This window comes from Bacillus sp. SRL337 (assembly GCF_984799155.1).
Window position 1 is genome coordinate 567697 of record NZ_OZ481793.1, and the last position, 25309, is coordinate 593005.

At 39.5% G+C, this 25309-nt stretch carries 19 protein-coding genes and 1 pseudogene; 11 read left to right on the forward strand and 9 right to left on the reverse strand.

The window, feature by feature from the left end; all coding sequences use genetic code 11:
* The first annotated feature begins 19 nt into the window (after positions 1-19).
* The 6 genes from AC4E8A_RS02825 to AC4E8A_RS02850 all read left to right on the forward strand — a co-directional run bounded on the left by AC4E8A_RS02825 (position 20) and on the right by AC4E8A_RS02850 (position 7136).
* Entirely contained in the window at positions 20-1075 is a 1056-nt protein-coding gene (locus AC4E8A_RS02825; protein ID WP_490196681.1) for a zinc-dependent alcohol dehydrogenase, read from the forward strand.
* A gap of 37 nt (positions 1076-1112) precedes the next feature.
* A complete protein-coding gene (locus tag AC4E8A_RS02830) occupies positions 1113-1910 on the forward strand; it encodes a sugar phosphate isomerase/epimerase family protein (RefSeq protein WP_490196682.1) in 798 nt (265 codons plus the stop codon).
* Positions 1911-1924: 14 nt separating this feature from the next.
* On the forward strand, positions 1925-2962 hold the full coding sequence (locus AC4E8A_RS02835) for a Gfo/Idh/MocA family protein (protein WP_490196683.1): 1038 nt from the start codon (positions 1925-1927) through the stop codon (positions 2960-2962).
* Positions 2959-5208 (forward strand): glycoside hydrolase family 65 protein, encoded by a 2250-nt coding sequence (locus AC4E8A_RS02840; protein WP_490196684.1) that lies wholly within the window; start codon positions 2959-2961, stop codon positions 5206-5208. The genes AC4E8A_RS02835 and AC4E8A_RS02840 overlap by 4 nt, the downstream gene beginning before the upstream one ends.
* 25 nt (positions 5209-5233) lie before the next feature.
* Entirely contained in the window at positions 5234-5908 is a 675-nt protein-coding gene (gene pgmB, locus AC4E8A_RS02845) for a beta-phosphoglucomutase (protein ID WP_490196685.1), read from the forward strand.
* A gap of 85 nt (positions 5909-5993) precedes the next feature.
* Entirely contained in the window at positions 5994-7136 is a 1143-nt protein-coding gene (locus AC4E8A_RS02850) for a glycerate kinase (RefSeq protein ID WP_490196686.1), read from the forward strand.
* Positions 7137-7484: 348 nt separating this feature from the next.
* On the opposite strand, the gene AC4E8A_RS02855 is transcribed toward AC4E8A_RS02850, so the two are convergent.
* Entirely contained in the window at positions 7485-7700 is a 216-nt protein-coding gene (locus AC4E8A_RS02855) for a VOC family protein (RefSeq protein ID WP_490196687.1), read from the reverse strand.
* A gap of 465 nt (positions 7701-8165) precedes the next feature.
* Here AC4E8A_RS02855 and AC4E8A_RS02860 point away from each other — a divergent pair, with 465 nt between their 5' ends.
* A complete protein-coding gene (locus tag AC4E8A_RS02860; RefSeq protein ID WP_490196688.1) occupies positions 8166-9392 on the forward strand; it encodes a TerD family protein in 1227 nt (408 codons plus the stop codon).
* Between the two features lie 427 nt (positions 9393-9819).
* Here the strand turns inward: AC4E8A_RS02860 and AC4E8A_RS02865 are convergent, their stop codons facing one another.
* From AC4E8A_RS02865 to AC4E8A_RS02880, 4 genes are all read right to left on the reverse strand, one after another.
* Positions 9820-11070 (reverse strand): FtsW/RodA/SpoVE family cell cycle protein, encoded by a 1251-nt coding sequence (locus AC4E8A_RS02865; RefSeq protein WP_490196689.1) that lies wholly within the window; start codon positions 11068-11070, stop codon positions 9820-9822.
* Positions 11067-11498 (reverse strand): PadR family transcriptional regulator, encoded by a 432-nt coding sequence (locus tag AC4E8A_RS02870; protein ID WP_490196691.1) that lies wholly within the window; start codon positions 11496-11498, stop codon positions 11067-11069. The genes AC4E8A_RS02865 and AC4E8A_RS02870 overlap by 4 nt, the downstream gene beginning before the upstream one ends.
* Positions 11499-11500: 2 nt before the next feature.
* A complete protein-coding gene (locus AC4E8A_RS02875) occupies positions 11501-12049 on the reverse strand; it encodes a sigma-70 family RNA polymerase sigma factor (RefSeq protein ID WP_490196693.1) in 549 nt (182 codons plus the stop codon).
* 443 nt (positions 12050-12492) lie between these two features.
* Positions 12493-13299: a VOC family protein gene (locus AC4E8A_RS02880; RefSeq protein WP_490196694.1), complete on the reverse strand. Its 807-nt coding sequence runs from the start codon at positions 13297-13299 to the stop codon at positions 12493-12495.
* A 1042-nt stretch (positions 13300-14341) separates the two neighbouring features.
* On the opposite strand from AC4E8A_RS02880, the gene AC4E8A_RS02885 reads away from it, so the two are divergent.
* Together AC4E8A_RS02885 and AC4E8A_RS02890 are read left to right on the forward strand one after the other, a co-directional pair.
* On the forward strand, positions 14342-15172 hold the full coding sequence (locus AC4E8A_RS02885; protein ID WP_490196696.1) for an HNH endonuclease: 831 nt from the start codon (positions 14342-14344) through the stop codon (positions 15170-15172).
* A 162-nt stretch (positions 15173-15334) separates the two neighbouring features.
* Positions 15335-16417: an EcsC family protein gene (locus AC4E8A_RS02890; protein ID WP_490196698.1), complete on the forward strand. Its 1083-nt coding sequence runs from the start codon at positions 15335-15337 to the stop codon at positions 16415-16417.
* Positions 16418-16829: 412 nt separating this feature from the next.
* Here the strand turns inward: AC4E8A_RS02890 and AC4E8A_RS02895 are convergent, their stop codons facing one another.
* The gene (locus tag AC4E8A_RS02895) at positions 16830-17063 is read right to left on the reverse strand and encodes a DUF2188 domain-containing protein (RefSeq protein ID WP_490196700.1); all 234 of its coding nucleotides are present in this window, start codon (positions 17061-17063) and stop codon (positions 16830-16832) included.
* A gap of 260 nt (positions 17064-17323) precedes the next feature.
* Between AC4E8A_RS02895 and AC4E8A_RS02900 the strand changes: the two genes are divergently transcribed.
* Positions 17324-22084 (forward strand): AAA domain-containing protein, encoded by a 4761-nt coding sequence (locus AC4E8A_RS02900; protein ID WP_490196701.1) that lies wholly within the window; start codon positions 17324-17326, stop codon positions 22082-22084.
* 309 nt (positions 22085-22393) lie between these two features.
* A pseudogene (locus AC4E8A_RS02905) lies at positions 22394-22696 on the forward strand (AraC family transcriptional regulator); the annotation flags it as partial.
* A 48-nt stretch (positions 22697-22744) separates the two neighbouring features.
* On the opposite strand, the gene AC4E8A_RS02910 reads toward AC4E8A_RS02905, so the two are convergent.
* The 3 genes from AC4E8A_RS02910 to AC4E8A_RS02920 form a co-directional block, all read right to left on the reverse strand.
* Positions 22745-23410, reverse strand: coding sequence for a DNA alkylation repair protein (locus AC4E8A_RS02910; protein ID WP_490196702.1), 666 nt, complete (start codon positions 23408-23410; stop codon positions 22745-22747).
* A gap of 218 nt (positions 23411-23628) precedes the next feature.
* The gene (locus tag AC4E8A_RS02915) at positions 23629-24879 is read right to left on the reverse strand and encodes an FtsW/RodA/SpoVE family cell cycle protein (protein WP_490196703.1); all 1251 of its coding nucleotides are present in this window, start codon (positions 24877-24879) and stop codon (positions 23629-23631) included.
* Positions 24876-25307 (reverse strand): PadR family transcriptional regulator, encoded by a 432-nt coding sequence (locus tag AC4E8A_RS02920; RefSeq protein ID WP_490196704.1) that lies wholly within the window; start codon positions 25305-25307, stop codon positions 24876-24878. The genes AC4E8A_RS02915 and AC4E8A_RS02920 overlap by 4 nt, the downstream gene beginning before the upstream one ends.
* Between the last annotated feature and the right edge of the window lie 2 nt (positions 25308-25309).

Here is a 25309-nt window from a genome sequence, read left to right on the forward strand (position 1 = left end):
AAGGAAGGACGTTATTGTTATGAAAAAATTAGTTGCTGTAGAGCCGCGTGTAGCGGAATTAGTTGAATATGAAGAGGCTGGCGTAAAGCCCCATGAAGTGAAAATAAAGGTGGAATTTGCTTCGCCAAAGCATGGAACAGAGGTAATCGACTTCCGCGGGCAGACACCATTTATGGATGAAGATTTTTCAGAAGAATGGCGGATGTTCATGCCTCGTGAAGAAGGAGCAAAGGGAATCGTTTTCGGCGAATTCCAGCTTGGAAACATGGTGGTCGGAAAAATTGTTGAAACTGGCGATGCCGTGTCAGAGTATGAAATTGGAGAATTGGTCTGCACTTACGGCCCAATCAGAGAAACCGTCATCGTCAATGGAGTGAATAACCACCGCCTGAGAAAGATGCCTGAAGGAGCTAAATGGCAGAACGCTGTATGTTATGATCCGGCACAGTTCGCGATGAGCGGAGTGAGGGATGCCCATGTCCGTGCAGGTGATTATGTCGTTGTAGTTGGTCTGGGAGCCATTGGGCAAATTGCCATCCAGCTGGCTAAAAAGGCAGGAGCCAGTATCGTGGTCGGAGTTGACCCTATCATCCAGCGCCGTGAAATTGCCATTAAGAATGGTGCGGATTACTGTCTGGATCCAATTGTCGATGATGTCGGCTATGAAGTGAAAAAACTTACCAATAAGAAAGGTGCCGATTCCATCATCGAAACAAGCGGGAATTCAGAAGCATTGCAATCTGCTCTGAAGGGAATCGCTTATGGCGGAATTATTTCTTATGTAGCTTTCGGTAAGCCATTCCCAGTCGGCTTGAATTTCGGACGTGAAGCACATTTTAATAATGCAAAGATTGTATTCTCCCGTGCAGCCAGTGAGCCTAATCCGGATTATCCACGCTGGGACCGCAAGAGAATTGAAGATACGTGCTGGGAACTGTTGATGAATGGTTACCTGAATTGTGAAGACATCATTGCTCCAATCGTGCCTTTTGAAGAAAGTGCCGAAGCTTATATGAAGTATATCGACCGCCAGCCGCAGCTAAGTATAAAAATGGGAATTGAATTGAAAAAGTAAGCCAACCATCATAACAACGGCCGAGGAGGAATACTGGATGAAAATAGGTACTCAGAATCAACATTTTTTTCCGGAGAATATGAAAGAGAAATTCCGCTATCTGAAAGAAGCAGGATTTGAAGGATTTGAAATCGATGGAAAAGTACTGGTCGAACATTTGGAAGAAGTAAAGGAAGCCATTGCCGAAACAGGACTGCCGGTCACGACAGCATGCGGAGGGTACAATGGCTGGATCGGCGATTTTATTGAAGAAAGAAGAATCAATGGGTTGGCAGAAATAAAAGAAATCCTGAAGGCGCTCCAGGAAGTCGGCGGCAAAGGAATCGTTGTTCCGGCCGCCTGGGGAATGTTCACTTACCGCCTGCCGCCAATGGAATCTCCGAGAAGCAAAGAGGGAGATAGAAAAGCGATAGCAGAATCCCTTGTATACCTTGATAAGATTGCAGAAGAGACAGGAACGGATATTTTATTGGAGCCTCTGAACCGCTATCAGGATCATATGATCAACACATTGGCTGAAGCAAGAGAAATTATTAAAGGAAGCAACTTGAAAAATGTGAAAATCATGCCTGACTTCTATCATATGAATATTGAGGAAGATAGCATTTCCGAAGCGCTTCATGAGAATCGTCAGCTAATCAATCATATTCATATAGCCGATAATCACCGTTACCAACCCGGTTCAGGTTCAATCGATTTTGCTGAACACTTTAAGAGGTTAAAGGAAGACGGATATGACGGTTTCCTGACGATCGAGTGCAGAGTGAGAGGCGAAAATCCGGAAGCAGCATATTTAAAATCCTTGGAGTTTCTGAAAAATTCTTTAGCAAAATAGAGAGGAGTCCCATCGTGAAGAAATTGAAGGCAGCCATTATCGGCGGAGGGAATATTGCAGAAAACATCCATGTACCCTATTACCGGTCCAGGGAAGAATTGCAGGTGACAGCCGTTGTCAGTCCGAATGCCGAACGTGTCAAGAGCTTTGCGGACAGAAATGGAATCCCTCATTATTATACAGATACAGCAGAAATGCTTGAAAAAGAGAGACCAGATATAGTGAGCGTCTGCACACCAAACCGCTTCCATTATGAAAATGTCATGATGGCATTGAACAGCGGATGCCACGTCATGTGCGAAAAACCGCCTGCCATTACTGCCGCCCAGGCAAAACAGATGAAAGAAGCAGCAGACAAAAATGAGCGCATATTAGCTTACAACTTTCATCACCGTTTTGCGGAAGATGTCAAACTAATCAAAGAGAAAGTATCAGAAGGCGTGCTTGGTGATGTATATGTAACAAAAGTCCAAGCGTTAAGGCGGTGCGGAATCCCCGGCTGGGGACATTTCACTAATAAAGAGATGCAAGGCGGCGGGCCGCTGATCGATATCGGCATCCACATGCTTGATGCTGCCCTGCATGTACTGGATTATCCCAAAATTGCCAAGGTCACAGCCAAGATGTACAAAAAAATAGGTAATCAAAAGTCAGAAGGATCTCTTGGTAAATGGGATCCTTCCCACTATGAAGTGGAAGATTCGCTCTTCGGTTTTATAGAACTAGAGGGAGGCGGCCTGCTGCAGCTGGAAACCTCCTTTGCTTTGAACATGAAGGAAACATCCATCATGAACGTGGAATTTTTTGGAGACCAGGCAGGAGCATCCTTATTTCCTGCTGAAATCTACACAGACCATAAAGGTGAATTAGTAACTTTATATGAGAAAGAAGCTGCAGACTCAAAACGGAGCCAGAAAGGTATGGCAGCCTTTGTTGACAGGTGCTTGGGAGAAAATGTCATGGTGGCAAATGCAGATGAAGGATATGTTATCCAGAAACTGGTGGAAGCTCTCTATAAATCTGCAGAAAAGGGTGAAAGTATTTCCTTATGAAAAACCAACAGTGTATCTACGACAACAAGTTCGATCTCCATTACGTAAACAAGTTTGCAACATTAATGACCCTTGGGAATGGATATATGGGTATGCGCGGTACCCATGAAGAAGAATATCCCGACCAGACCAGAGGCTTCTATGCGGCCGGCGTCTATAACAAAATGACACAGGATGAAGCATCTGACTTGGTGAATCTTCCAGATATCGCAGGAATGCGGATTGAATTAGATGGAACGGTGTTTTCCATGCAGAATGGAGAAGTCTTATCCTATGATAGGCATTTAAGTCTTCTCACGGGGGAACTCCGCCGCGATATTATGTGGAGGAGAAGAGATGGAGCACGTTTTCATCTATTATTTCAACGGTTTGTTTCCAAAAGTGACCTGCATACATTTGCTTCAAAGGTAACCATTAACAGCCTTGACCAAACCACTGAGGTGAAGGTAGTTACGGGAATAGATGCACAACAGACCAATTTTGGAAGGCAGCACTTAATAGAGGATAAAGTTCGTGTGCTTAATGAAAAGGACATGCTGGGTGTCTATCGGACCACCGAATCCGGCCATACCATTGCGATAGCCGCTTCTTGCGGGACATCAATGAATAATGAACAATCCTTTGGAGCGAAGAACCGCCGGCTGTTAACAACCATTCAGCACACCCTTCATGTAAATGTTCCGCTAGTTTTGGAAAAGACAGGAGCTATTTATACTTCTCTTGATCATGGAGAAGAAGGGAAAGACCCTGAAAAGGCAAGTCTTAAGAAGCTGAATCAAAATATAGCCTTAGGATACGATAAGCTTCTCAAAAACTCTGTCCTTGAATGGGAGGATTTCTGGAACAAGAAACGAATACAGATTACCTCTTCCAATGAATTCGATCAGCTGGCGCTTGACTTTGCGCTCTATCATATAGAAATTATGACTCCTTTCCATGACGAACGATTCAGTGTCGGGGCTAAAGGATTGACAGGTGAAGGCTATAAAGGACATGTATTCTGGGATGCTGAAATGTTCATTGCTCCCTACCATATGTTAACTGAACCTGAAACAGCAAGAAAACTTTTAAGATATCGTTATCTTAAGCTGGAAAAGGCGAAAGAAAAAGCTGCTAAAAATGGATACAAGGGTGCGCTCTTTCCATGGGAAAGTGCATTTTCAGGAGAAGAAGAAACGCCTGAGTTTGCCGCGATTAATATCAGGACAGGCGACAGACAAAAAGTGGCTTCTGCAATAGCGGAACATCATATTGTGGCAGACATTGCCTTTGCTGTATGTCAATATTATCAATCTACAGAAGACGAAGAGTTTATGAAAAAAGAAGGTCTTGCTCTATTGAAGGAAACCAGCAGATTCTGGATCAGCAGGACCACAGAAAAAGATGGGCAGCTTTCCATCAACGATGTCATCGGCCCCGATGAGTATACAGAACACATTGACAATAATGCTTATACCAATTATCTGGCTTATCAAAATGTGAAGCAGGCAATACTCTTTATGGAGAAATTCCATGATATTGAAGAAGATCTGATCATTGAAGGAAGAGATTTTCTGGAACGATTGTATCTGCCTGTGCCAAATGGCCAAAACCTTATTCCGCAGGATGATTCATTCTTAAGCAAACCTGAGATCGACCTTTCACGTTATAAGAAACACCAGGGAAGTCAGGGCATTCTCCTGGATTACTCACGACAGGAAGTCAATGAGATGCAGATATTGAAGCAGGCGGATGTCGTCATGCTTATGTATCTTTTCCCAGACTTATTTCCGAATGAAGTAGTAGTGGATAATTTAAATTATTACGAAGAACATACAATTCATGATTCTTCTCTTAGTAAAGCAATCCATGCAATTGTTGCGGCAAGAATGGATCAGAAAGAATTGGCCTATCGCTTCTTTCAGGAAGCATGTTTAATAGATTTAGGACCGGAAGCCCATTCTTCTGATGAAGGGATACACGCTGCATCACTTGGTGCTTTATGGCTGTCAGTCATATTCGGCTTTGCCAATATTTCTATGAAGGAAAACGGCTTAAAGATAGATCCAAAGTTACCAGATGAATGGAATGAGGTCATCATACCGATCCAATACTTAGGAAGGGAACTGGAAATCCGATTGACTTCTGACAAAACGGAAGTGACTTTGCATTCCGGTTCTTCCATAGACATTGAAATCCGTGGAAAAGAGTTTCTATTATCAAACAAGATTGAACTTTCGCATGGTCAGCAAGAAAGTATCAATTAAGAGTTTTATAGAGAGGAATATAGATATGACGAATTCAATAATCGAAGCTGTTATCTTTGATCTTGACGGCGTAATAACCGATACAGCCCATTTTCATTTTCTGGCGTGGAAGCAGCTGGCGGAAGAACTGAATATTGAGATAGATGAGGAGTTCAACGAGAAGCTGAAAGGGATAAGCAGAATGGATTCCCTGGAACTCATCTTAAAAAAAGGAAACAAAGAGAATGACTTTACACTTTCAGAAAAAGAGGAAATGGCCGCAAGAAAAAACAGCCATTACCGTCATTTGCTGAAGGAATTGACTCCAAAGGATATCCTCCCGGGAATCATTGATTTAGTCCAAAACATTAAAGCAGAAGGTCTGCCGACAGCTATTGCCTCTGTATCCAAAAATGCACCAACAGTATTGAAAGCGCTTGGAATGGAAGGTACATTTGATTATGTAGTGGATGCTGCAAAAATCAATAATTCAAAACCGGATCCGGAAATCTTCCTGACAGCCAGTGAAAAACTGAACGTTAATCCCCGCAATTGTATAGGGATCGAAGACGCAGCAGCAGGCGTAGAAGCAATCAAAGGGAGCCAAATGTTCGCGGTCGGTGTCGGGGCAAACCTGGCAAAAGCGGACCTCAGAGTCCTTTCAACCAATCAGCTGGAGTGGGAATCCATCAAAACGGCTTACCAGAAGGCCAACAGATAAGTTCTATTTAACCAATGGAATTAATCCTGATGATCAGTAATCGGTTGATACGTATTTAAATTTTTTATTATGAATCAAGGAGAGAATGATGAAAATTGTAGTGGCACCTGATTCTTTTAAAGGTTCATTATCGGCAAAGGACATTTGCAAAGCGGTGAAAATGGGCGCAGAGAAAGTATTTCCTGATGCCGACGTCTTGGAAGTGCCATTGGCCGATGGAGGAGAAGGCACCATGGAAAATATGGTGTACGCATCCGGCGGCAAAACGATTGAAGTCACGGTCAAGGGGCCGCTTGGATTGCCGGTACGCGCCTCCTACGGTGTGTTAAACGATCAAAAGACCGCTGTCATTGAAATGGCCCAGGCCTCCGGCTTACCCTTATTGAATGTAAATGAACGGAATCCCTTCAAGGCAACAAGCTTCGGAACAGGCGAACTAATCAAGGATGCCCTTGATAAAGGCTACCGCCAATTTCTTGTTGCCATCGGGGGAAGTGCCACAAATGACGCCGGAACCGGAATGTTAAAGGCACTAGGGATGAAATTCTATGACGATAACAAGGTTGAGCTGCCTGAAGGAGGAGGCTATCTATCACTGCTCCATCACTATGATGATTCAGGGCTCGATGAAAGAATAAAAGAATCCAGCTTCCTCGTCGCAAGTGATGTGAATAACAAACTTTGTGGTGAAAATGGGGCATCGGTCATATTTGCTCCCCAAAAAGGAGCAGACGCTGAAATGGTATCCCGATTAGATACTGCCTTAAATCGTTTTGCTGATGTGGTCTATGCTCAAAGTAAAACAGATATGCGTGAGATTAATGGTGGAGGAGCTGCAGGAGGAATGGGAGCTGCACTAGTAACCTTCCTGAATGCAGAACTACGATCAGGAATCGATTTAATGATGAAGGAAATCCATTTTCAAGAACTTCTCAGTGATGCAGACCTGGTTATTACCGGGGAAGGAAGTCTGGACATGCAAACACTAGAAGGAAAAGTCATAAAGGGAGTAGCAGATGCCGCCGGTAAGCAGGGAATACCCGTGATAGCTTTGACAGGGAATTTGAATTTACCAGTAAATAAATTTGATAGCCTCGGCATCGTATCTGCCTTTTCGGTTGTACCTGGACCATGCTCCCTTGAAACGGCATTTGCTAATGGGAGTGAGTGGATTACTGACAGAACGGTATCTATCTTGAGGTTGCTGAAGGCAGTTACTCAATCATAAATCTAAAAAAATGTGATCATAAGTGGATGATTTCACAAAACCAGGGCCAACCCCTGCACCAAAAATTAGCGTAACAGGGGGCAGTCCCTTTTCTTCTTATCTTAAAAGTGATCTTGTAGTAAGGGAAAAGTGAATTTGAATTTTGAATGCTGGCTCTCGAACTGGGAGTTCAGCATTTTCTTATATAAGGGTGTCCATTTTCCAAGAAGTTCTTTCAACAATGTGGGAAAGAGAGACAGGTCACCCGTCCCATATTTACTGTATGATGTTAACTCCTATTCACCTGCTGATATACGATTTAGTTGAGGAGTCTTCAAGAAGGCAATTCCTAAAAGTCGATTCTGTATTTTAGCAGAGAGATATATCTTCGGTGTGACAAGGAACCTTCGTCCCTCTAAGATGGTCTCCCAAAGGCAACTCAGCGACAAGCTGTTGAATCAGCGGGTTATCGTCAACCTGTATCGAAACAGACTGCTCTTGAATTCCGAGCCACTCGATATAACCCAAACCCAAACCCAAATAAGCAAGCGTGTTATAAGTCCCCCAGTTTTCATGCTTCCCCACCCTCAATAACCTTAATGCCATGCTGCAGCATCGTTTCTTTCGCGGCTGTAGGATCAGATGAAAAGTGGACAAGATGATCAAAGGCAAGTGAAGTCATTTTGTTTTCCTCTTTTCTGGTTAGTGGTGTGATTCTATTTTAGCAGGTTTGTAGAAAGGACCTGAGTGTCTTACTCTTTCTCTAGGAGAATACAAAGAGGAGGGATAGGCTGCTGTTACTCCTTTACCCTTTTCGTCCCTCCGCCCCTTTTAAATTCCCTTTTCATAAAAAAACATTTTCTTATTGTCGAATCAACTCGCATTAGGGGTTGAAGGGTAAAATTCGGGTGCCACAGTGAGTTTATTTAATGTTAAAATCAGGTATAACAATATCTGTAAAAACTGAACAGATGATATTGGTGTGCAGCTATTTTATCTGCAAAAGGTTTATTGTGAGTTATTAACTAAATTGGATAGAGGAGTAGGGGAATGAATCAATTTCTTCAAATGGGTGCAAATACAGTTTTAGGTTCTACAAAAGGCTATGTTACTGTCAGCTACGAAATTTCTAATTCGATAGATATCTCTTTAACAGCTTTCCTTTTAAATGATTTAGACAAGGTACAGGGAGATAGCGGGATTATATTTTATAATCAACCAAAGAGCTTATCTGGTGCAGCTACCTTGATGCCATCTGAGAAAGCAGGTAGTAAAAAAGTACATAAACTTAATTTTGACATGAGTAAAGTCCCTGATGGTATTACTAAAATGGCTATAACTCTTACAGAAGATAATAACACGGGATTTTCAAATGTTAAGGATTTGAAGGCAGAGATATGTACCGGTAATACTATTATCCAATTGAACCCGTCTAGTTTCACTAATGAAAATGGAATCGTAGTTCTAGAATTATATCTTAGGAATGGTCAGACAAAGGCTAGGTCAATCTGGCGTGGATTTGATTCTGGGCTTGAAGGGTTATGTGTAAATTACGGTGTTGAGGTTAAAGCGGACGAGCAAACCAAGCCTTATGAACCTAAAACAATTCAAAAACAAACACCAAAAGATCCTGATCAAAGTAGTCAGGGTCAGATGTCATCGATCAACCTGGAAAAGGTAAAGGGCAAGATTAGTCTCGACAAAAATCAAAAGCCCGTTATCATTGAAAAAACACCAGAAATAACGGCTACAGTCTCTTGGAAGACCGGGACAGATTATGATATATATGCTCTTGTTTATACGAGTGATGGTAAACAGATAGATGTAGCGATGTTTGGGGCAAAAGGAACACCTCCCCTTAGGAATTTCGGCAATGGAGCAGTGGAACATATGGGGGATGTTAGGCGAGATAGTGGCCGATCCACTAAAACAGAAATAATCAAATTAAGATTAAATAATAATATTCTCGCAGTTGTTCCTGTGGTGTATTCTGCTCAGTCGAATGGAACAGGGTCATTCTACAGATACCAGGTGTCCATGAGTATTGATAATCATAATGGAACCTCTGTCACCGTATTCGCCAATAATGCAAATAATAATGAAAGAATTTACTCTTGTGTGCCCGGAATACTTCATAATACGCAAGATGGAGTGATTATAAGTCCATTAGAGCTTTACAGTATGCCCAACTCGGAGCGCAGACCTAAGCTTAGAATGGGGTCTTCAAATATGGTAGAAGTAATAATGGATAAAGGACCAATAAACGATTACAAGTAGACTTGAATTATATAAAGCTGTCTTTCTATATCTCTGAGTAGATAAATTATTTGTCGAGGAGTTACTGTGCCTTTATTTGAGTTGAATTTTTTATTAAGGAGTTTAGTTGGTTTGCATAGGATAAGTGTGGTTTGTGTATAACCAGGTAATTCTGCTTTGTTTTCAATTTCGGATGAATAGAATAATTTGAATGAAATAAAAAGTTATGGAAAAAGCCAGAGCCATAAAGTATTGTCATACCCTGGCTCTGACTTCAATCCCCCTTTGATAAGAAGGAAATTCAACGCCACATCTGTTAAAGCACTAAAGCAGCAGGGTCTAAGCTTGATACATAAGAACAAGAAACTACACTAACACCTTCCGACAAATTTCGGGGTGTCACTGTGACTTTATTTTATAGAGTATTTGGTAACGGTTATACACTAAATCAATTTACCACTGTAGGTTCTACAATATCCTTTCTTCGATAAACGTTCAGAATAAGGCCTAGCAGGGCAGAGTAAACGAGCAGCAGGCTCCCTCCATAACTGATAAACGGCAGGGGTACTCCCATGATGGGGACTATTCCAAGACTCATTAAGATGTTCCAGCAAGCAGGAACAATGAAGAATGCAGCCCCTCCGATGGCTAATAATCTGCCGAATAAATCCTCTGTTTTAAAAGCATTTGAAGAAATCCGCAAAATAAATACAAAGAGCAGTAGACAAAGGACAATTCCAAATACCCAGCCAAAAGAATAGACGAGAAATGGGAATACAAGATCTGTATGTGCTTCAGGGAGCTTTAGATTATTGTAAAGTCCGTTGCCGAACCAACCAGCCTCTGAAAGGATATCTTTCAATGGTATGAGTGAATCAGAGAGAGAGCTAGTAGGGAATGTAAGGATCATCATGCTAAAGAAAAGGATGCCTATAAGCAAATTACCCACGGCTGCTTTAATGGCAAATTGTTTATGAACATAAGAAAAAACATACATCGCTAATACGCAAGAAAAGTATATACTACTAAACATCAATTGTGGGACCATGATGTAGAGAAGGACTGGAGTCCAAAATAGGAATAATAGCAATCCTTGTTTTTTCCACCCCTTAGACTCATTGATTTTGGCTAAAATGCCGGCCCACGCGATCAAAAATAAAAATAAGGATATAAGTGGACCATCAATCGTAATACCTCCGAAAGAAATCCACCTTTTTGCTCCATTAATCTCAACGCCAACTAAAAAAGTGGTGAAAAATAGGATTAAGCCGCCTCCATAAAAATACATCCACAAATTTTTCAGTTTCCTGTAGTCAAAGAAAAGAAATCCTATGAGAGCAAGAACAGCAAGGACGACCCAGAATGCTTGTGTTTTCATAAAAGAAACGCTGGGTACTGAAACACTGCCAATCAGTGGAAGAAAACTAATGCCTGCAAGAAGGACAAATAAAGCAATAAGGAGCCAATCCATTCTCGGTTTATGAAGATGATTCATGTTTTTACCGACAGTAGAGGGATCTCCCATTTCCTGCATTGCCTTTTTATCCGCCTCCTTTACAGATAATCCTCTCTCTTGAAAGGACCGGCTTAGCTCTTCCATATGATTACTAAGCTCCTTTTTGATCATACTGTGAGCTTCCTTGGATTTCACTTTAGAGATTACTTTACTTAAATATTCCTCAAATTTAGAAGAACTCATAAAGAAGCCTCCTCGAGTAAGGATTGAAGTGATGCGCGTTGTTTAGAACCTCTAGGTTCCCGAGCAGCTGCATATTTTTTCCCTTTCGCAGTCAGGGAATAGTATTTCCTGTCTTCAACCCACTTGGATGTAATGATTTTCTTATTTTCAAGTAGATGTAAAAGGGTATAAAGCTGGCCTTCATCGCCTTTAAAGCTAAGCTCATTTTTTTGAAAAAGCCCGGTGGAAATATCGTACCCTTGCTTTGCTTCATCCTGCAGTGAATACAATATATTTTGAAGGGTTTCTACTTTCCAAGAATGAAGGTCCATGTGAGATTGCTTCTTCCGGATCGTTTCTTTCACCGCATTTTTTCTCTCCTCGGAAAAAGAAAACCCCTCAAAATCTTTTTTTATAGAATTCTTTAAGTTTTGGAATGAATCACCCATGGCTAAACCTCCTTTTTCATCTTGTTCTTTAATAATTCCCTGGCCTGTTTTAATCTGGTTTTTAAAGTATTTCTATTTACACCCGTAATCTTGCTGATCTCTAATAAAGAAAGCTCCTCGTAGTAATGTAAAAACACAACTTCCCTGTACTTTACCGGTAAATCTATAATGGCACTCGTCAAGCTGCTTGCTACATTCTTTGAGATGATTTCCTCTTCAACGTGTTTTGACTTGGATGGGATATAATCCAAAATTTTATCGCTGAATTTTAGTTTGCGATAATGCCAACTACGCAAATAATCCTTACAATGATTAATGGCAATTCGATATAGCCACGTCTTTATTGATGACTTATTATTAAACTGACCCAGTTTTTCATGGCATTTAATAAATATCTCCTGCGTTAAGTCCTCAGCAGTCGTTCGATTCTTTACATAGGAAAAAACAAGATGCAGTACATCATCGCTGTAGTTATCCATTAACTGGCCGATAACTTGTTCATTATCTTCTATGCTATTAACATTCACTGCTATTTCTTCAAGTTCAGCCATCTTCGTTTCCCCCCTTTCCCCATTTTAGACGAAGCAAGCATCATTTTGGTTTGGAAAAATTTAAAGGGAAAATAAAGGAAATATTTATGTTTTATTGGAATTGAAATACAAAGATCGTGTTTTCTATATAATGTCAGGCTGTCACTGTGACATAAAAAAAGGTCATAGAAAATCCCCCTCACCTTTTTAAGCGAGGGGGATTACGGGTTCTATTTGGACAGAGGTGGGATTCAGGGCCAGCACCAGTATACTAAAGCATTAAACTACCAGGAGCCATGCCATTGTCTTCGAATGCTGACTCTCGTTCTGAGAGTTCAGCATTCTTTTATAAAATGGTGTCCTTTTCTTAAAAATTTCTTTATATAAATCTCTAAATTTTTGCAGAGAGATACGTCTTAATTGTGAAAAGGAACCTCCGTACCCCTAAGATTCAACCTCTCTACTCATTCTTTCGTTATCTCATATAGTGCTCCTTGTAAAAGAATGGATTGGTTCTGTTGGCCGTTTTCAAGCTGAATGCCAAAGGGTCTTTCGCCAAATGTCTTGATGAAATCTTTAACAATGCCATCCTCAACAGGAGTACAAAACAACAGGTTTCCGTGCGGCATGTAAAGACGCTGGCATTTTGCACCCCATTTCTCATTTATAAACGCTTCTCCGATTTGCAGATCAAAAAGGGAAGACCAGCGGGAAATTTTTTCATCCAAGTTTTCAACGGCGAACAACACATCCTTAATTTGAAGAGAGCCGGCTGGATGGCTGGAGTGTACCTCCAGTTTCTCTCTTCTGACAGCATCATCTTCTCCCCATTGGATTAAGAAGGGAAGGGGAAGTGTTGGATGCTCCTCCGCAATAAACAGCATGGACCATTGCAAAAGTTCTCCACTGTCCGTTAACCGCGAACCTTTGACAGGGCCATGGAGTTTCAGCCCTTTTTCTTTAAGTTCGACAGCAAGTTGGTCCATGTTATTCGTCCTGAGAGCGATCCTTCCCGGGTGGTCTCCCAAAGGCAGCTCAGCGACAAGCTGTTGAATCAGCGGGTTATCGTCAACCTGTATGGAAACAGATCGATCTTGAATTCCGAGCCACTCGATATAACTCAAACCAAAATAAGCAAGCGTGTTATAAGTCCCCCAGTTTTCATGCTTCCCACCCTCGATAACATGAATGCCGTGCTGCAGCATCGTTGTTTTCGCGGACGTAGGATTAGTTGAAAAGTGAACAAGATGATCAAAGGCAAGGGAAGTCAATTTTATATCCCTCGTTTCTGTTTAGTAGTGTAATTCTATTTTAACAGGTTTTCAGAAACGAGCAGAGTGTCTGACTCTGTGTCCATGCAAGATGTGGGACAGAGGGACAGGTGAACTGTTCCATAATTTCGTTATGGTAATAACTCCTAAAAGCGTCTGCCGAATATATGAAATTGGTTGATAAGTCTTTAAGAAGGCCACAGCTAAAAGTCGACCCTCTGTATTTTAGCGGAGAGATACGGTTTCGGTGGGAAGAGAACCCAGCTTCTCAGTTCCTAAAAAGTATAAAGAGGTGAGATGTTAATCTTTGCTTTTTGGATTTTATAATCTGAATTTTCGGTCCATTGTGTTAAGATAGAAATAGAACCACTACTAGAAGGAGATGAAATTATGTGGAATAGAAATAAGAGTACGGGTCCAGGAGGTGGAATGTCTACAGGTCCAGGGGGCGGGGCTTCGACAGGTCCAGGAGGTGGACTATCTACAGGTCCGCAAGGTGGGATGTCTACAGGTCCAGGAGGTGGGCTATCCACGGGTCCGGGAGGTGGGCTATCCACAGGTCCAGGAGGCGGGCTATCCACGGGTCCAAGAGGTGGACTTTCGACAGGTCCAGGAGGCGGGCTATCCACAGGTCCAGGAGGTGGACTTTCTACAGGCCCCACACCTTATATGAGTAATGTTCCGCCTTGGCCTGTATTTGTTGAAGAATTGGAAAAGAGAGGAATGTATCAGCAGGCAAATATAATTAGAAAACACCATCTTAGATAAAAGATACAAATTGTGGCCCCACATAGGAGATTTATCATTCATCTTTTAGGGTGAAGTATATTTTAATAAGACTTGAAAAATTAGCCATGGGGCGCGTTTATATCTTAACGCGTCTCTTTTGTTGGAGCGCCTATTGCCAATACATAAAAAAAAATTAAGGGAGATAGAACCACTAAACGAACCCAGAGTGAGCTTGTTGTTAATATAAATTGTTCTTGTGCCAATAAATCCATAATAGTTAGGCTAGTAGAAATAAATAAGGGGGGCATACTAAATGGTTGATTTGAGTCGGAAATATTCGTGGAACGGAAACGAAGCACTGACAAATGCTGCTCATATGGTACATGAGTTACATGGTATTAATCAGTTACAAGTAGAAAACTGGTTAGATTATGATGAAGTTGATTTACTTTCGAAAACTTCTAAGCCGCACAAAGAAACCTTGTTACATGACTATATTCGTTTTATTAACTTTACAATGTATGAATATGCATTGGACAAACACTTTCCAATGACAGTGATCAATCCCTTAGTAGAGGTCATGGACATTTATGGTGTGCATTATTCTCACTTAGGAAATGCCCCTTTTATTGGATTGGATGATGAAGAGATACATGGATATGATCAGAATTTAGTAGAAGGTTTCGCTCATAAAATCTTTGACGTATATATTGAAACGTTAGAACCTACTATGATTAGTGACATATTTACAGTGCTATTTGCAAACAAACAATTCTTATATGAATTTAATAAGCAGATCCAAGAGGTGGTGGGAGGTCTGGAATTGAAAGACCACCCAAACTATTTAAGGAAAGACGGAGTACTTAAACGGTGTAAATATTTGCCGAAGTGGTTACAAAAAGGTGTTTTTATGAGGGATAAAGGTAGATGTCAAATCTGTGGAACAGATTTAACTAAAGTATTACATCTAGATAAACAAGAGAATTATGATCATATCATTCCTCTAAAAGCAGGGGGGACTAATGATCCGACTAATTTCCAATTAACATGTGAACATTGCAACAAATCTAAAGGTGCCAGAAGCACAATATATCATAGTTTGGGCACTAGGTTTTGGGAAAATGAGAATCTTCTCTCAAAATAGTTCTCACTTTTGTTACTTTTTAGAGAAAGGTAAAGGTCTATCTCCTGTATACTAACATGTTTATGTCCCTCTACAGTTATTTATAGAACAGCTCTTAAATCCGTTTTCATATATACTAATGTAAAATAATGGTATTATTAGTTGTGGAGAGGGTGAATAGAAATGAGTAATGATAACTTCTCGTTTTTAGATCAAAAAGAGATAAAGCTATTGGAGACTCTTACGAAGAAATATGAAGAATTCATTGAGCCGAACCCTTTGCAAAAACAATTAATTAAGGCAAAATATAAATTCACAGAGCTATTACCAGAAAAAGTAAAGGGGGTAACCTCAGATACTATTAAAAAAGCAAGCGATTGGATAGTGATAAGAAAGGCTATAGAAAGTGCTGGTAAAGGTTTTGGAGTCGTAAATGAAAATTCTGCAAGATTTACTTTAAGTAAAAAGAATGTATTAAAATCGTTAAATAGGGAAGATATCCAGATTAGTCAGTTTGATAGAATATGTGAATTAAGAAGTTATTACATAGAAAAGAATGTAGTAAATCGGAGGAAAGTATTTGATTTACCCACGGCGTTTCTAGGGGGAGGAGTAACGGGATTCTTTGGTCTATGGGGTGTACCGTTTAATTTAGCCTATACTTTTTTTATGTATTATAGAACTGTTCAGGCTGTGGCATTATATTATGGTTATGATGTTGTTGATGATCCAAGTGAGTTAGAGTTTGCATCCAGTGTAACAATCACGTGTATATCGCCTCATATAACATCAGATGCACAAAATCTTGGAACAATAGTTAGTAAGATGATGTTTGCTACAAACGTTACAGTCTTAAAAGAGTCATTATCGAAATTATCATATGAACAGATGGCACAAAAAGGAGGGGCTGAATTACTTTATGTTCAGTTAAGAGCTTTAGCTAATGCACAAGCAAAAAAGGCACTTAACAAAGCGGGTAAAGAGGGTGTAGAAGCAGGAATATTTAAAAATATGCTTGAACAGATTGGTAAAAAAATGAGTAAAGAAACTGGAAAAAAAGCCGTTCCTGTAATTGGAGGGGTAGTAGGAGCTTTATCCGATACACATACCATGAATAAAATAATTAAAGGGGCAAATTTAATTTATCATAAGAGATTTTTATTTGAAAAAGATATTAGAATAAATGAACTTCGTTCAGGCTCAGATAATGACCATAGCCCGGATATATTGGACTACGATGAAATAATGAAAAAAATCAGACCCTGACACAGTATGGATTAGTGGAAATGTAATTAATTTAAGTCAGATAAATAACTTCAATTCTTTCTACAAATGAAAATGACTAGCCCTTCAACGTAAGCTTCCTGCCTCATTGAGTATAGCTGATATAACCTACAATAATAACTTTGAAATATCCTATGAAAAATATATAACTAAAATTAAAAGTCGGGACAAGCTTCTCCTTGTCCCGAAAAAATCTTAGTGATTGTTTAAAAAGTAGATAAGTATTGTTGTCAGAGCCGCTCTCTAATTTTTCTTCAACAATCATCTTCACATCTAACTCAGTAAAGAATCACAAATAGGATTAGGACAACCGCAATTTCTTAAGATGGTAAAATCCTTTTTGTAGTACTTTCTCCTTTTCGATCATCTCCATGAATTTCACTATGACATTACTTTAATGCTTTTTATCTTTTGGAGGATGAGGATCATTACCGTAGCTATCTGAGTCTCGGAATTTTCCATTTTTTCCTTGAATTCGTAATTCTGAGCTGTTGCTCTTGGCCCTATCCCTTCCGTAACTAATGGCATCCTTTTGCGTATTGAATGTTTTTGATACCCTAGACTTTTTTTCTCCACGAACAGCCCATTTTTCTCCATGTTTTACAACATACTGATTTTCCTTGGCCAACTTTACACCTCCTATCTTTTTACAATATTCCACAAATTCATTAGCTAACCTTCTATTTTTTGGGAATTTTGATAAACTTAATTTATGGATGTCGTAAAAGATCCTTTGCTGGAAAGTGAACTTATATTTGTTCTCGAGGTTATTCATAAAGGCATTTAATTTTATCTTTATTAGTATTAAAAACCATCCTCATTAACTTAAATTTCCAAACATACAATTGTGATATATTTACTATTAGAAACGATAAGAGGTGTGTGTAAGTGAATGACAAGGCAAGGCAGTTATTTGAATATTTATTGGCCGTCAATAATTTGCGTTTCAATGTGATTCGGGACTACACGGAATATGATAAAAGCTGGAATAAACAAGCGTTGGAGGAATATGGGAAGGATGTATTTCTCTTTGGTGAGGGCAACGATGAGGAAGCGATTTTAGAGATTCATAGACAGAGAATTACCGCTGATGTGTTAACACCGCCACAACCAGACAAAAAGATAAAAGAGTGGATTACATATTCTTATAATAAAGAAAACCAACTTCTGCAAATGCCTGGTTCAAAAGTTATGCTGGAAGACGGCGAAAGAGTGGAAGTTAAATTTGAAGAGGACAGTTACAGGGTAAAGCTTTTTAATGAATGGAAAAAAGAGTGGCAGAACTGGGCAAAAGAAGTCACTAGGATGAAAAAAGTACAATCTCTTTATGAACTATTCTTTAGAGTGCATCAAGATTTCCAAAAGGAAGGTGAAGGACTTGAGCTCCTTCTCGGGGAGACGTTATTTACTTGGAAACAAGACGTTGGCACCATTCATCACCCTTTGTTTACGACTAAATTGGATATAGACCTTGATACTGATAAAGGTATTATCACGGTTAAGCCCACGAATCAAGGGTATAAGCTGGAATTAAACATTCTAAGCGGCATATCACTTCCTAATATAGAAAGCATACAGAACATTGGAAGGTTGGCTAGATACAAGGATGTATTAGAAGAAAATGTCCAGGAGCTTTCAAGCCAATTTATGCAATTAGTCGATGCAGCAGGAAGAACTGCAGAAAAGGGTGAAGCCTTACTACCTACTAAAGATGCAGTTGCTCACTTGGACGAATATGTCATTCTTCTCAGGAAGAAAGATAATCAAGTGTTGAAAAATGATTTGGAACAAATCATTGAATTAATGCAGGAGGAAGAGTATCCAGTACCTGCAACTATAGACTCCATTGTAGGAAATGAAATGAGCGAAGACACAATAAATAACCTGAAGTGGGATGAAGTAGGAACTGATCTGTATTTTCCATTAGCAGCAAATGAGGAACAAAAGGATATCGCCAGAAGATTAGCGACAAATTACGGTCTTACAGTTCAAGGTCCTCCAGGAACTGGTAAAACCCATACAATAGCTAACATTGTCTCGCATTTACTAGCTCATGGGAAAAAGGTTTTAATCACCAGTCAGAAAGAGAATCCCTTAAAGGTTCTAAAGGATAAGATTCCCGAAGAGATTCGTGACCTATGTGTCCCAGTACTCGGAGGAGGAAGGGATTCTCTAAGAGAAATTGAGAAATCCATCCGAACAATATCCGAAAAACTCGGGAACGCTTCTACTGAAAAGTTAGAAACAGAAATTAAAAGAAGTAAGGAAGAGTTGGATAAAAGTAGAAGAAAGGAAGCTAAGTTTAAAAATCAACTTCTTGAGTACAGTAAAAGCGAACAGACGGAAATAGAGTTTAAAGGAAACTTAATTACTAAAGCAGATGCAGCTAAAATGTTAATTGAAGAGAGTTTAGATTATAAGTGGATCCTGGATAGAATTCAACTAAACACCGAGTTTCCACTTACCGAAGAGGATTTCAAACTGCTTTGGGATATAAGAGGAACCATATTAAAAGATGACTTATACCTAAAGGAATCTTTACTCCCTGAAACAGACTTTCTAAAAAGCCCCGAAGAAATGAAGAAGTGGTTGAATCATGGAAGAGATTTAAAACACAAACATGATAATGCAATATTTCATACAGAGGAAGTCAAATTTCCAATTGAGAAAGAGTACGCTAAAGAGATTAAAGAACAACTTACAGCAATTATAAGTATGAAAGAATTCTTAAAAGAAAATACTGCATCACATAAAATTCTTGATGATATTCTTGCCGGTGAAACGCGCAAAGATCGTTGGATTAATTTTCTTGAAGATATGAAATCAATTAACAATGAAATGGCCTCAATTAACAGTTCTATAATTAGTTTTGATATTAAACTGCCGGATAAAGCAGATCACGAATTAGAGTCAGATATCTACCTATTAGGTGAAAGATTAAGACAAAATAAAAAGCCGAACGCAATGTTCGCTCTCACTAAGGGGAAAAATGCAAAGTATCTATGGCAGACCCCAATTATAAATGGAAAGCCAGTTACAAATGTACAAGAAATTGAGATCCTCCAACAACATCTGTTGCTTAAGAAAAAGAAAGAAGAAGTGGTAAGGACTTGGAATGCTAATCTTGACGAAGTTAATGGCGAATTTATTGAAATTGATGATAAACGTATTATTAGCTCGTTAGCTAAAAAGATCGCAGATTTTGAACAGGTTATTAAACTAGCTTCTAAAATAGAAAAATTCAAGGGGACCTCCAACCGATTATCTTTTAAAAATACGAATTGGTTAGATTATCACTTTTACAAAGAGTTACTTAAAGTTACTGATTTTGTATTTGATGCACTTAATTATAACGAGTGGGGAAAGGATTATACTTCATACAAAGGTAAACTTGAGAATACGCTTAAAGTCCAAAATGCTCATCCAATAACCCAAATATTAATACAAGTACTGCAGGATCAAGATGAAAATAGATGGGCTTCCATTCTTAATGAAATATCAATTCTTAAGGGAACAAAAGAGAAAGTATTGCAGTTCGACTCTTTAATAAAACGACTTGAAACCCAAGCCCCTCAAACAGCAACTAGGATTACTGAATTGCTGGGGAAAGAAGCTAAAATACCTCAAAACCCTTCAAAAGCTTGGGAGTTAAAATCTTTATACGATTGGATGACAGAAAATCAAGACTTCGAAGTAGAACGAATTGAGGGTCAAATTAAGACTGAGCAAGATTATCAAAAGAAATTAATAACTTCAATCGTGTCTAATTCAACATGGTTAAATCAAATTGTCCGTATAACAGAAACTCAGAAGAGAGCACTGGTCGCTTGGAAAAACTTTATAAAGCGCTACGGAAAAGGGACAGGAAATAATAAGCGTTATTTAGCAGATGCCCGCATGGAAATGGAGAAGGCTCAGTCAGCTATTCCTGTTTGGATCATGCCAGTGAATCAAGTGATTGAGAACTTTCCTGTCTATAACGAAAAGTTTGATGTCATTATCTTTGACGAGAGTAGTCAATGTGACATCATGTCTGTTCCTGTTTTATTACGAGGAGAGAAAATCGTCGTCGTGGGTGATGATGAACAAATAAGTCCATACGGGATAGGGACAAAGGACTCAGAGATAGAAGAATTAATCCAGCGTTATTTGGAGGGTGTACCAAACAAGCGGTTGTTTGACCATAAAATATCACTTTATGAAATCGCCGATCAAATTTTCCCTAAAAGCGGAAGGTTGATGTTAAAAGAGCACTTTAGATGTGTACCGGAGATTATTCAATTCTCTAATGACTTGAGTTATGGAGGACAGATGGTACCACTCAGGCTGCCTTTTGATTATGAAAAAATTGATCCACCAGTACTTGCAATAAAAGTAGAGGATGGCTATGCAAATGAAGGCAATACATTAGTAAATGAACCAGAAGCAGATAAGATTGTTGAAGATATAGAAGCAATTATTTCAGATCCAAAATATGATAACCAAACAATAGGGGTTATCACCCTGCAAGGAACAAAGCAAGCAGCTCTTATAGAGAATAAAATCCGCGAGAAAATATCTGAAAGTGAATTTGTAAAAAGAAAAATCATCTGTGGAAATGCCTATAGTCTTCAAGGCGATGAAAGGGATATTGTTTTTCTTTCGATGGTGGTTGCTGGGAACAGAAGGTTTGTTACAATGACAAAGAAAGATCAGCAGCAAACATTTAATGTAGCTGCAAGTCGAGCTAAAAATCAAATGAGACTTTATCACTCTGTAGAATTAGATGAACTGAAAAAGGACTGCTATAGATACAAGTTACTAAGTTATTGTAAGAACCCTTCAAGAGTAAACGAGATTGTAGAGAACTTAGAAGCGAAATGTGAATCTCCGTTTGAAATTGATGTCTTACGTATGATTGTTGCTAAAGGATATAGAGTTCAGCCTCAAGTTGAGGTAGGTAGAAACCGTATTGACTTTGTTATTGAAGGGATTAGAGACCGCTTGGCCATTGAGTGTGATGGAGAAAAATGGCATGGGCCAGAAAAATGGGAAGAAGACATGCAGCGACAGTATGACCTTGAGCGAGCCGGTTGGAAGTTCTGGAGAGTTAGAGGTCGACAGTTCTATTATGACCGAGTGGCTGCAATGGAAAGCCTGTGGAGGAAGTTGGAGGAATTAGGTATAGAACCCAGCCCGTTAGAAAACTCTGTAGAGCAGCAGGTTGACAGAGAAATCAGACCTAAAATTGAACGTGTAACCTTAAAGGCTAACCATTCAGAGAGAATTATGTCGCCTGTTATTGATAACTTAGAAAGTAAAAACGAATATGTAAAAGCTCAGAATGGACAAATAAAGTTAGACTTGTTTAACGGTACTGAGCTATCAAATGAATCATATAAGCAGATTGCTTTGTTTGATCAAGAAAATAATATCATTGAAAATGACCATCAATCTAAAGGTTTCTCTTTGCTTAAATATTTAAAACAGAAAGAGGTTGAGGTTATTGATCAACGTGAAAAGGGTGGCAGCCTATGGATTGTTGCTGGTGAGGAAATTGATCCTCTAATTGAAGAGCTGGATAAGAGGGGGATTACGTTTAGCTTTACCCAAAAAGGGAGTAAGTCTACAAATTATTTGCCAGGTTGGTATACGTCGTTTAACGGATAAATTCTGAAAAGTTTTTACAAAAAAAAATCTTGGCCTGCCCTACGGTACATTAATGAACGAAGGGCAGGCCAAGTCTTTATGCAATTTTCCAGGATATATTGATAAGGTATTCTTTGAAGTTTGTAGCCTGGAATGTGGAGAGATTTAGAAAGTAATTCAAATAAATTAAAAGGTAACAGGTTCTTTCTACTGTGATTAGGACAAGGTAGCTGTCCCTGCATTTCTTCAGAATACCAACCAATAATCCTAAATCAGAAAACATCCAACAAAATTCGACAGTGGTCGGGATGTCACTGTGACTTTACTTCAAACAGCTTTAGAGAAGATGAATTTAAGGTAAGCCAAACTGAGCTTACATTAGGAAGTTATTATTCCGTCTATAAAGAAGTATTGGTCCATCATAAGAAACCGGCTGGTGAACTGCTTCCAATGATGTACCAGGGAATACAGTTATTTTTAGAAATGCAGACAGAAAATAACACCGTCGTAAAATATATTTCTAAAAATAAACATTTACCCAAAGCCGAATTGCTTGAGCGGTTATTCGAGGTTTTTCCGACAATAGGATATGGAGATACACAATATATGGAGCTGATCAACAAAACAAAGTAAATGAAGGGATTCCGGGGGCTGCGTTTTCCCAGTTTCAAAGGTACCAAATTATTTATGTCGTTTGTTAACTTCAATCGAAATGAACTCCGGCAAATAGTTGGGGGTACATCCTTTTGATACTTTTTCATCTTTGTAAAGGCCCGTTTTCTCCCCAAGTTGAATGCAACGCTCACGATTCTTTTCATCATAAATGCCGATCCAGCCTGCGGTGAAATTCATCGCCCATTGAACTTCGGGTTCTTCCTGCGTAATATCAGCCTCTAATGCAGATAACAGGTCTGCGGTATTATCAGGTGGTGTTTGCCCGGTCCATCTCAATCGCCCTTGATAATACCAGAATGCCCGTCTTTGTAGAGCGGAAGGACTCTTTTGCCAAGACTCTATCAAGGCAATTCTCTTCTTGTCTTTGGTGAGCTGATTAGCCATCAACCAATCCATTAAGTTATTCCGCTCTTCAAAAGAGTGAGTCTGCATATCCTTATCAAGGCTATTCAGCACATCTTGTGAAAGAAGTTTTTTGTCCATAATCAAGATGGCTAGAAGTCTGGGCAAAAACTCTTCGGTTGACCAAAGTTCCATAGCCAGTTCGTGATCTTTTTTAATGTCTTTCGCGATTTTTCGCAAGTCGCCCAGCTTCGTTTTACTATTGATCTGAGATAGAATGTTTTCTGCTTTTGAAGAGCGTTTTAGTTCTGTATCATTTTTTTTATCCATTTTATACAACTCCTTTATTAAAGCACTGCTTCATGGAACAGAAGGACAGGTGACCCTCCGTCCCTCAATAGTGCAACCTCTCTAATCATTCTTCAGAGATCTCATATATTCCTCCCTCTAGGAGAATGGACTGGTTTTGGTGGCCGTTTTCAGAATCAAGGCCAGACCCCCCGTACACTAACGCATTAACGTACCGGGGGTCTGGCCCCTTTTCCAAATTAATTTACAATTGTAGGTTCTACAATATCCTTTCTACGATACACGTTCAGAATAAGGCCGAGTAGTGCAGAGTAAACTAGCAGCAGGCTTCCGCCATAACTAATAAACGGCAGGGGTACTAGCATGATGGGGACTATTCCAAGACCCATTAAGATGTTCCAGCAAGCAGGAACAAGGAATAATGCAGCCCCTCCGATGGCTATTAATCTGCCGAATAAATCCTCTGTTTTAAAAGCATTTAAGGAGATTCGCAAAATAAATCCAAAGAGTAGTAAACAAAGGACAATTCCGAATGCCCAGCCAAAAGAATAGGCGAGAAATGGGAAAACAAGATCTGTATGTGCTTCAGGGAGCTTTAGATCATTGTAAAGTCCGTTGCCGAACCAACCAGCCTCTGAAAGGATATCTTTCAATGGAATGAGTGTATCAGAGAGATAGCGATTAGGGAATGTAAGGATCATCATGCTAAAGAAAAGGATGCCTATAAGCAAATTCCCCACGGCTGCTTTAATGGCAAATTGTTTTTGTGCATAAGAAAAAACATACATCACTGATACGCTAAAAAAGTATATAATGCTGAACATCAATTGTGGGACCATGATGTAGAGAAGGACTGGAGTCCAAAACAGGAATAATAGCATTCCTTGTTTTTTCCACCCCTTAGACTCATTGATTTTGGCTAAAATGCCGGCCCACGCGATCAAAAATAAAAATAAGGATATAGCCGGCCCATCAATCGTAATACCTCCGAAAGAAATCCATCTATTTGCTCCATTAAGCCCAACGCCGACTAAAAAAGTTGTGAAAAATAAGATTAAGCCGCCTCCATAAAAATACATCCACAAATTTTTCAGTTTCCTGTAATCAAAGAAAAGAAATCCTATGAGAGCAAGAACAGCCAGGACGACCCAGAATGCTTGTGTTTTCATAAAAGAAACGCTGGGTATTGAAACACTGCCAATCAGTGGAAGAAAACTGATGCCTGCAAGAATGACAAATAAAGCAATAAGGAGCCAATCCATTCTTGGTTTGTGAAGATGATTCATGTTTTTACCGACAGTAGAGGGATCTCCCATTTCCTGCATTGCCTTTTTATCCGCATCCTTTACAGATAATCCTCTCTCTTGAAAGGACTGGCTCAGCTCTTCCATATGATTACTAAGCTCCTTTTTGATCATACTGTGAGCTTCCTTGGATTTCACTTTAGAGATTACTTTACTTAAATATTCCTCAAATTTAGAAGAACTCATAAAGAAGCCTCCTCAAGTAAAGATTGAAGTGATGCGCGTTGTTTAGAACCTCTAGGTTCCCGAGCAGCTGCATATTTTTTCCCTTTCGCAGACAGGGAATAGTATTTCCTGTCTTCAACCCACTTTGAAGTAATGATTTTCTTATTTTCAAGTAGATGTAAAAGGGTATAAAGCTGGCCTTCATCGCCTTTAAAGCTAAGCTCATTTTTTTGAAAAAGCTGGGTGGAAATATCGTACCCTTGCTTTGCTTCATCCTGCAGTGAATACAATATATTTTGAAGGGTTTCTACTTTCCAAGAATGAAGGTCCAGGTGAGATTGCCTCTTCCGGATCGTTTCTTTCACCGCATTTTTTCTCTCCTCGGAAAATGAAAATCCCTCAAAATCTTTTTTTATAGAATTCTTTACGTTTTGGAATGGATCGCCCATGG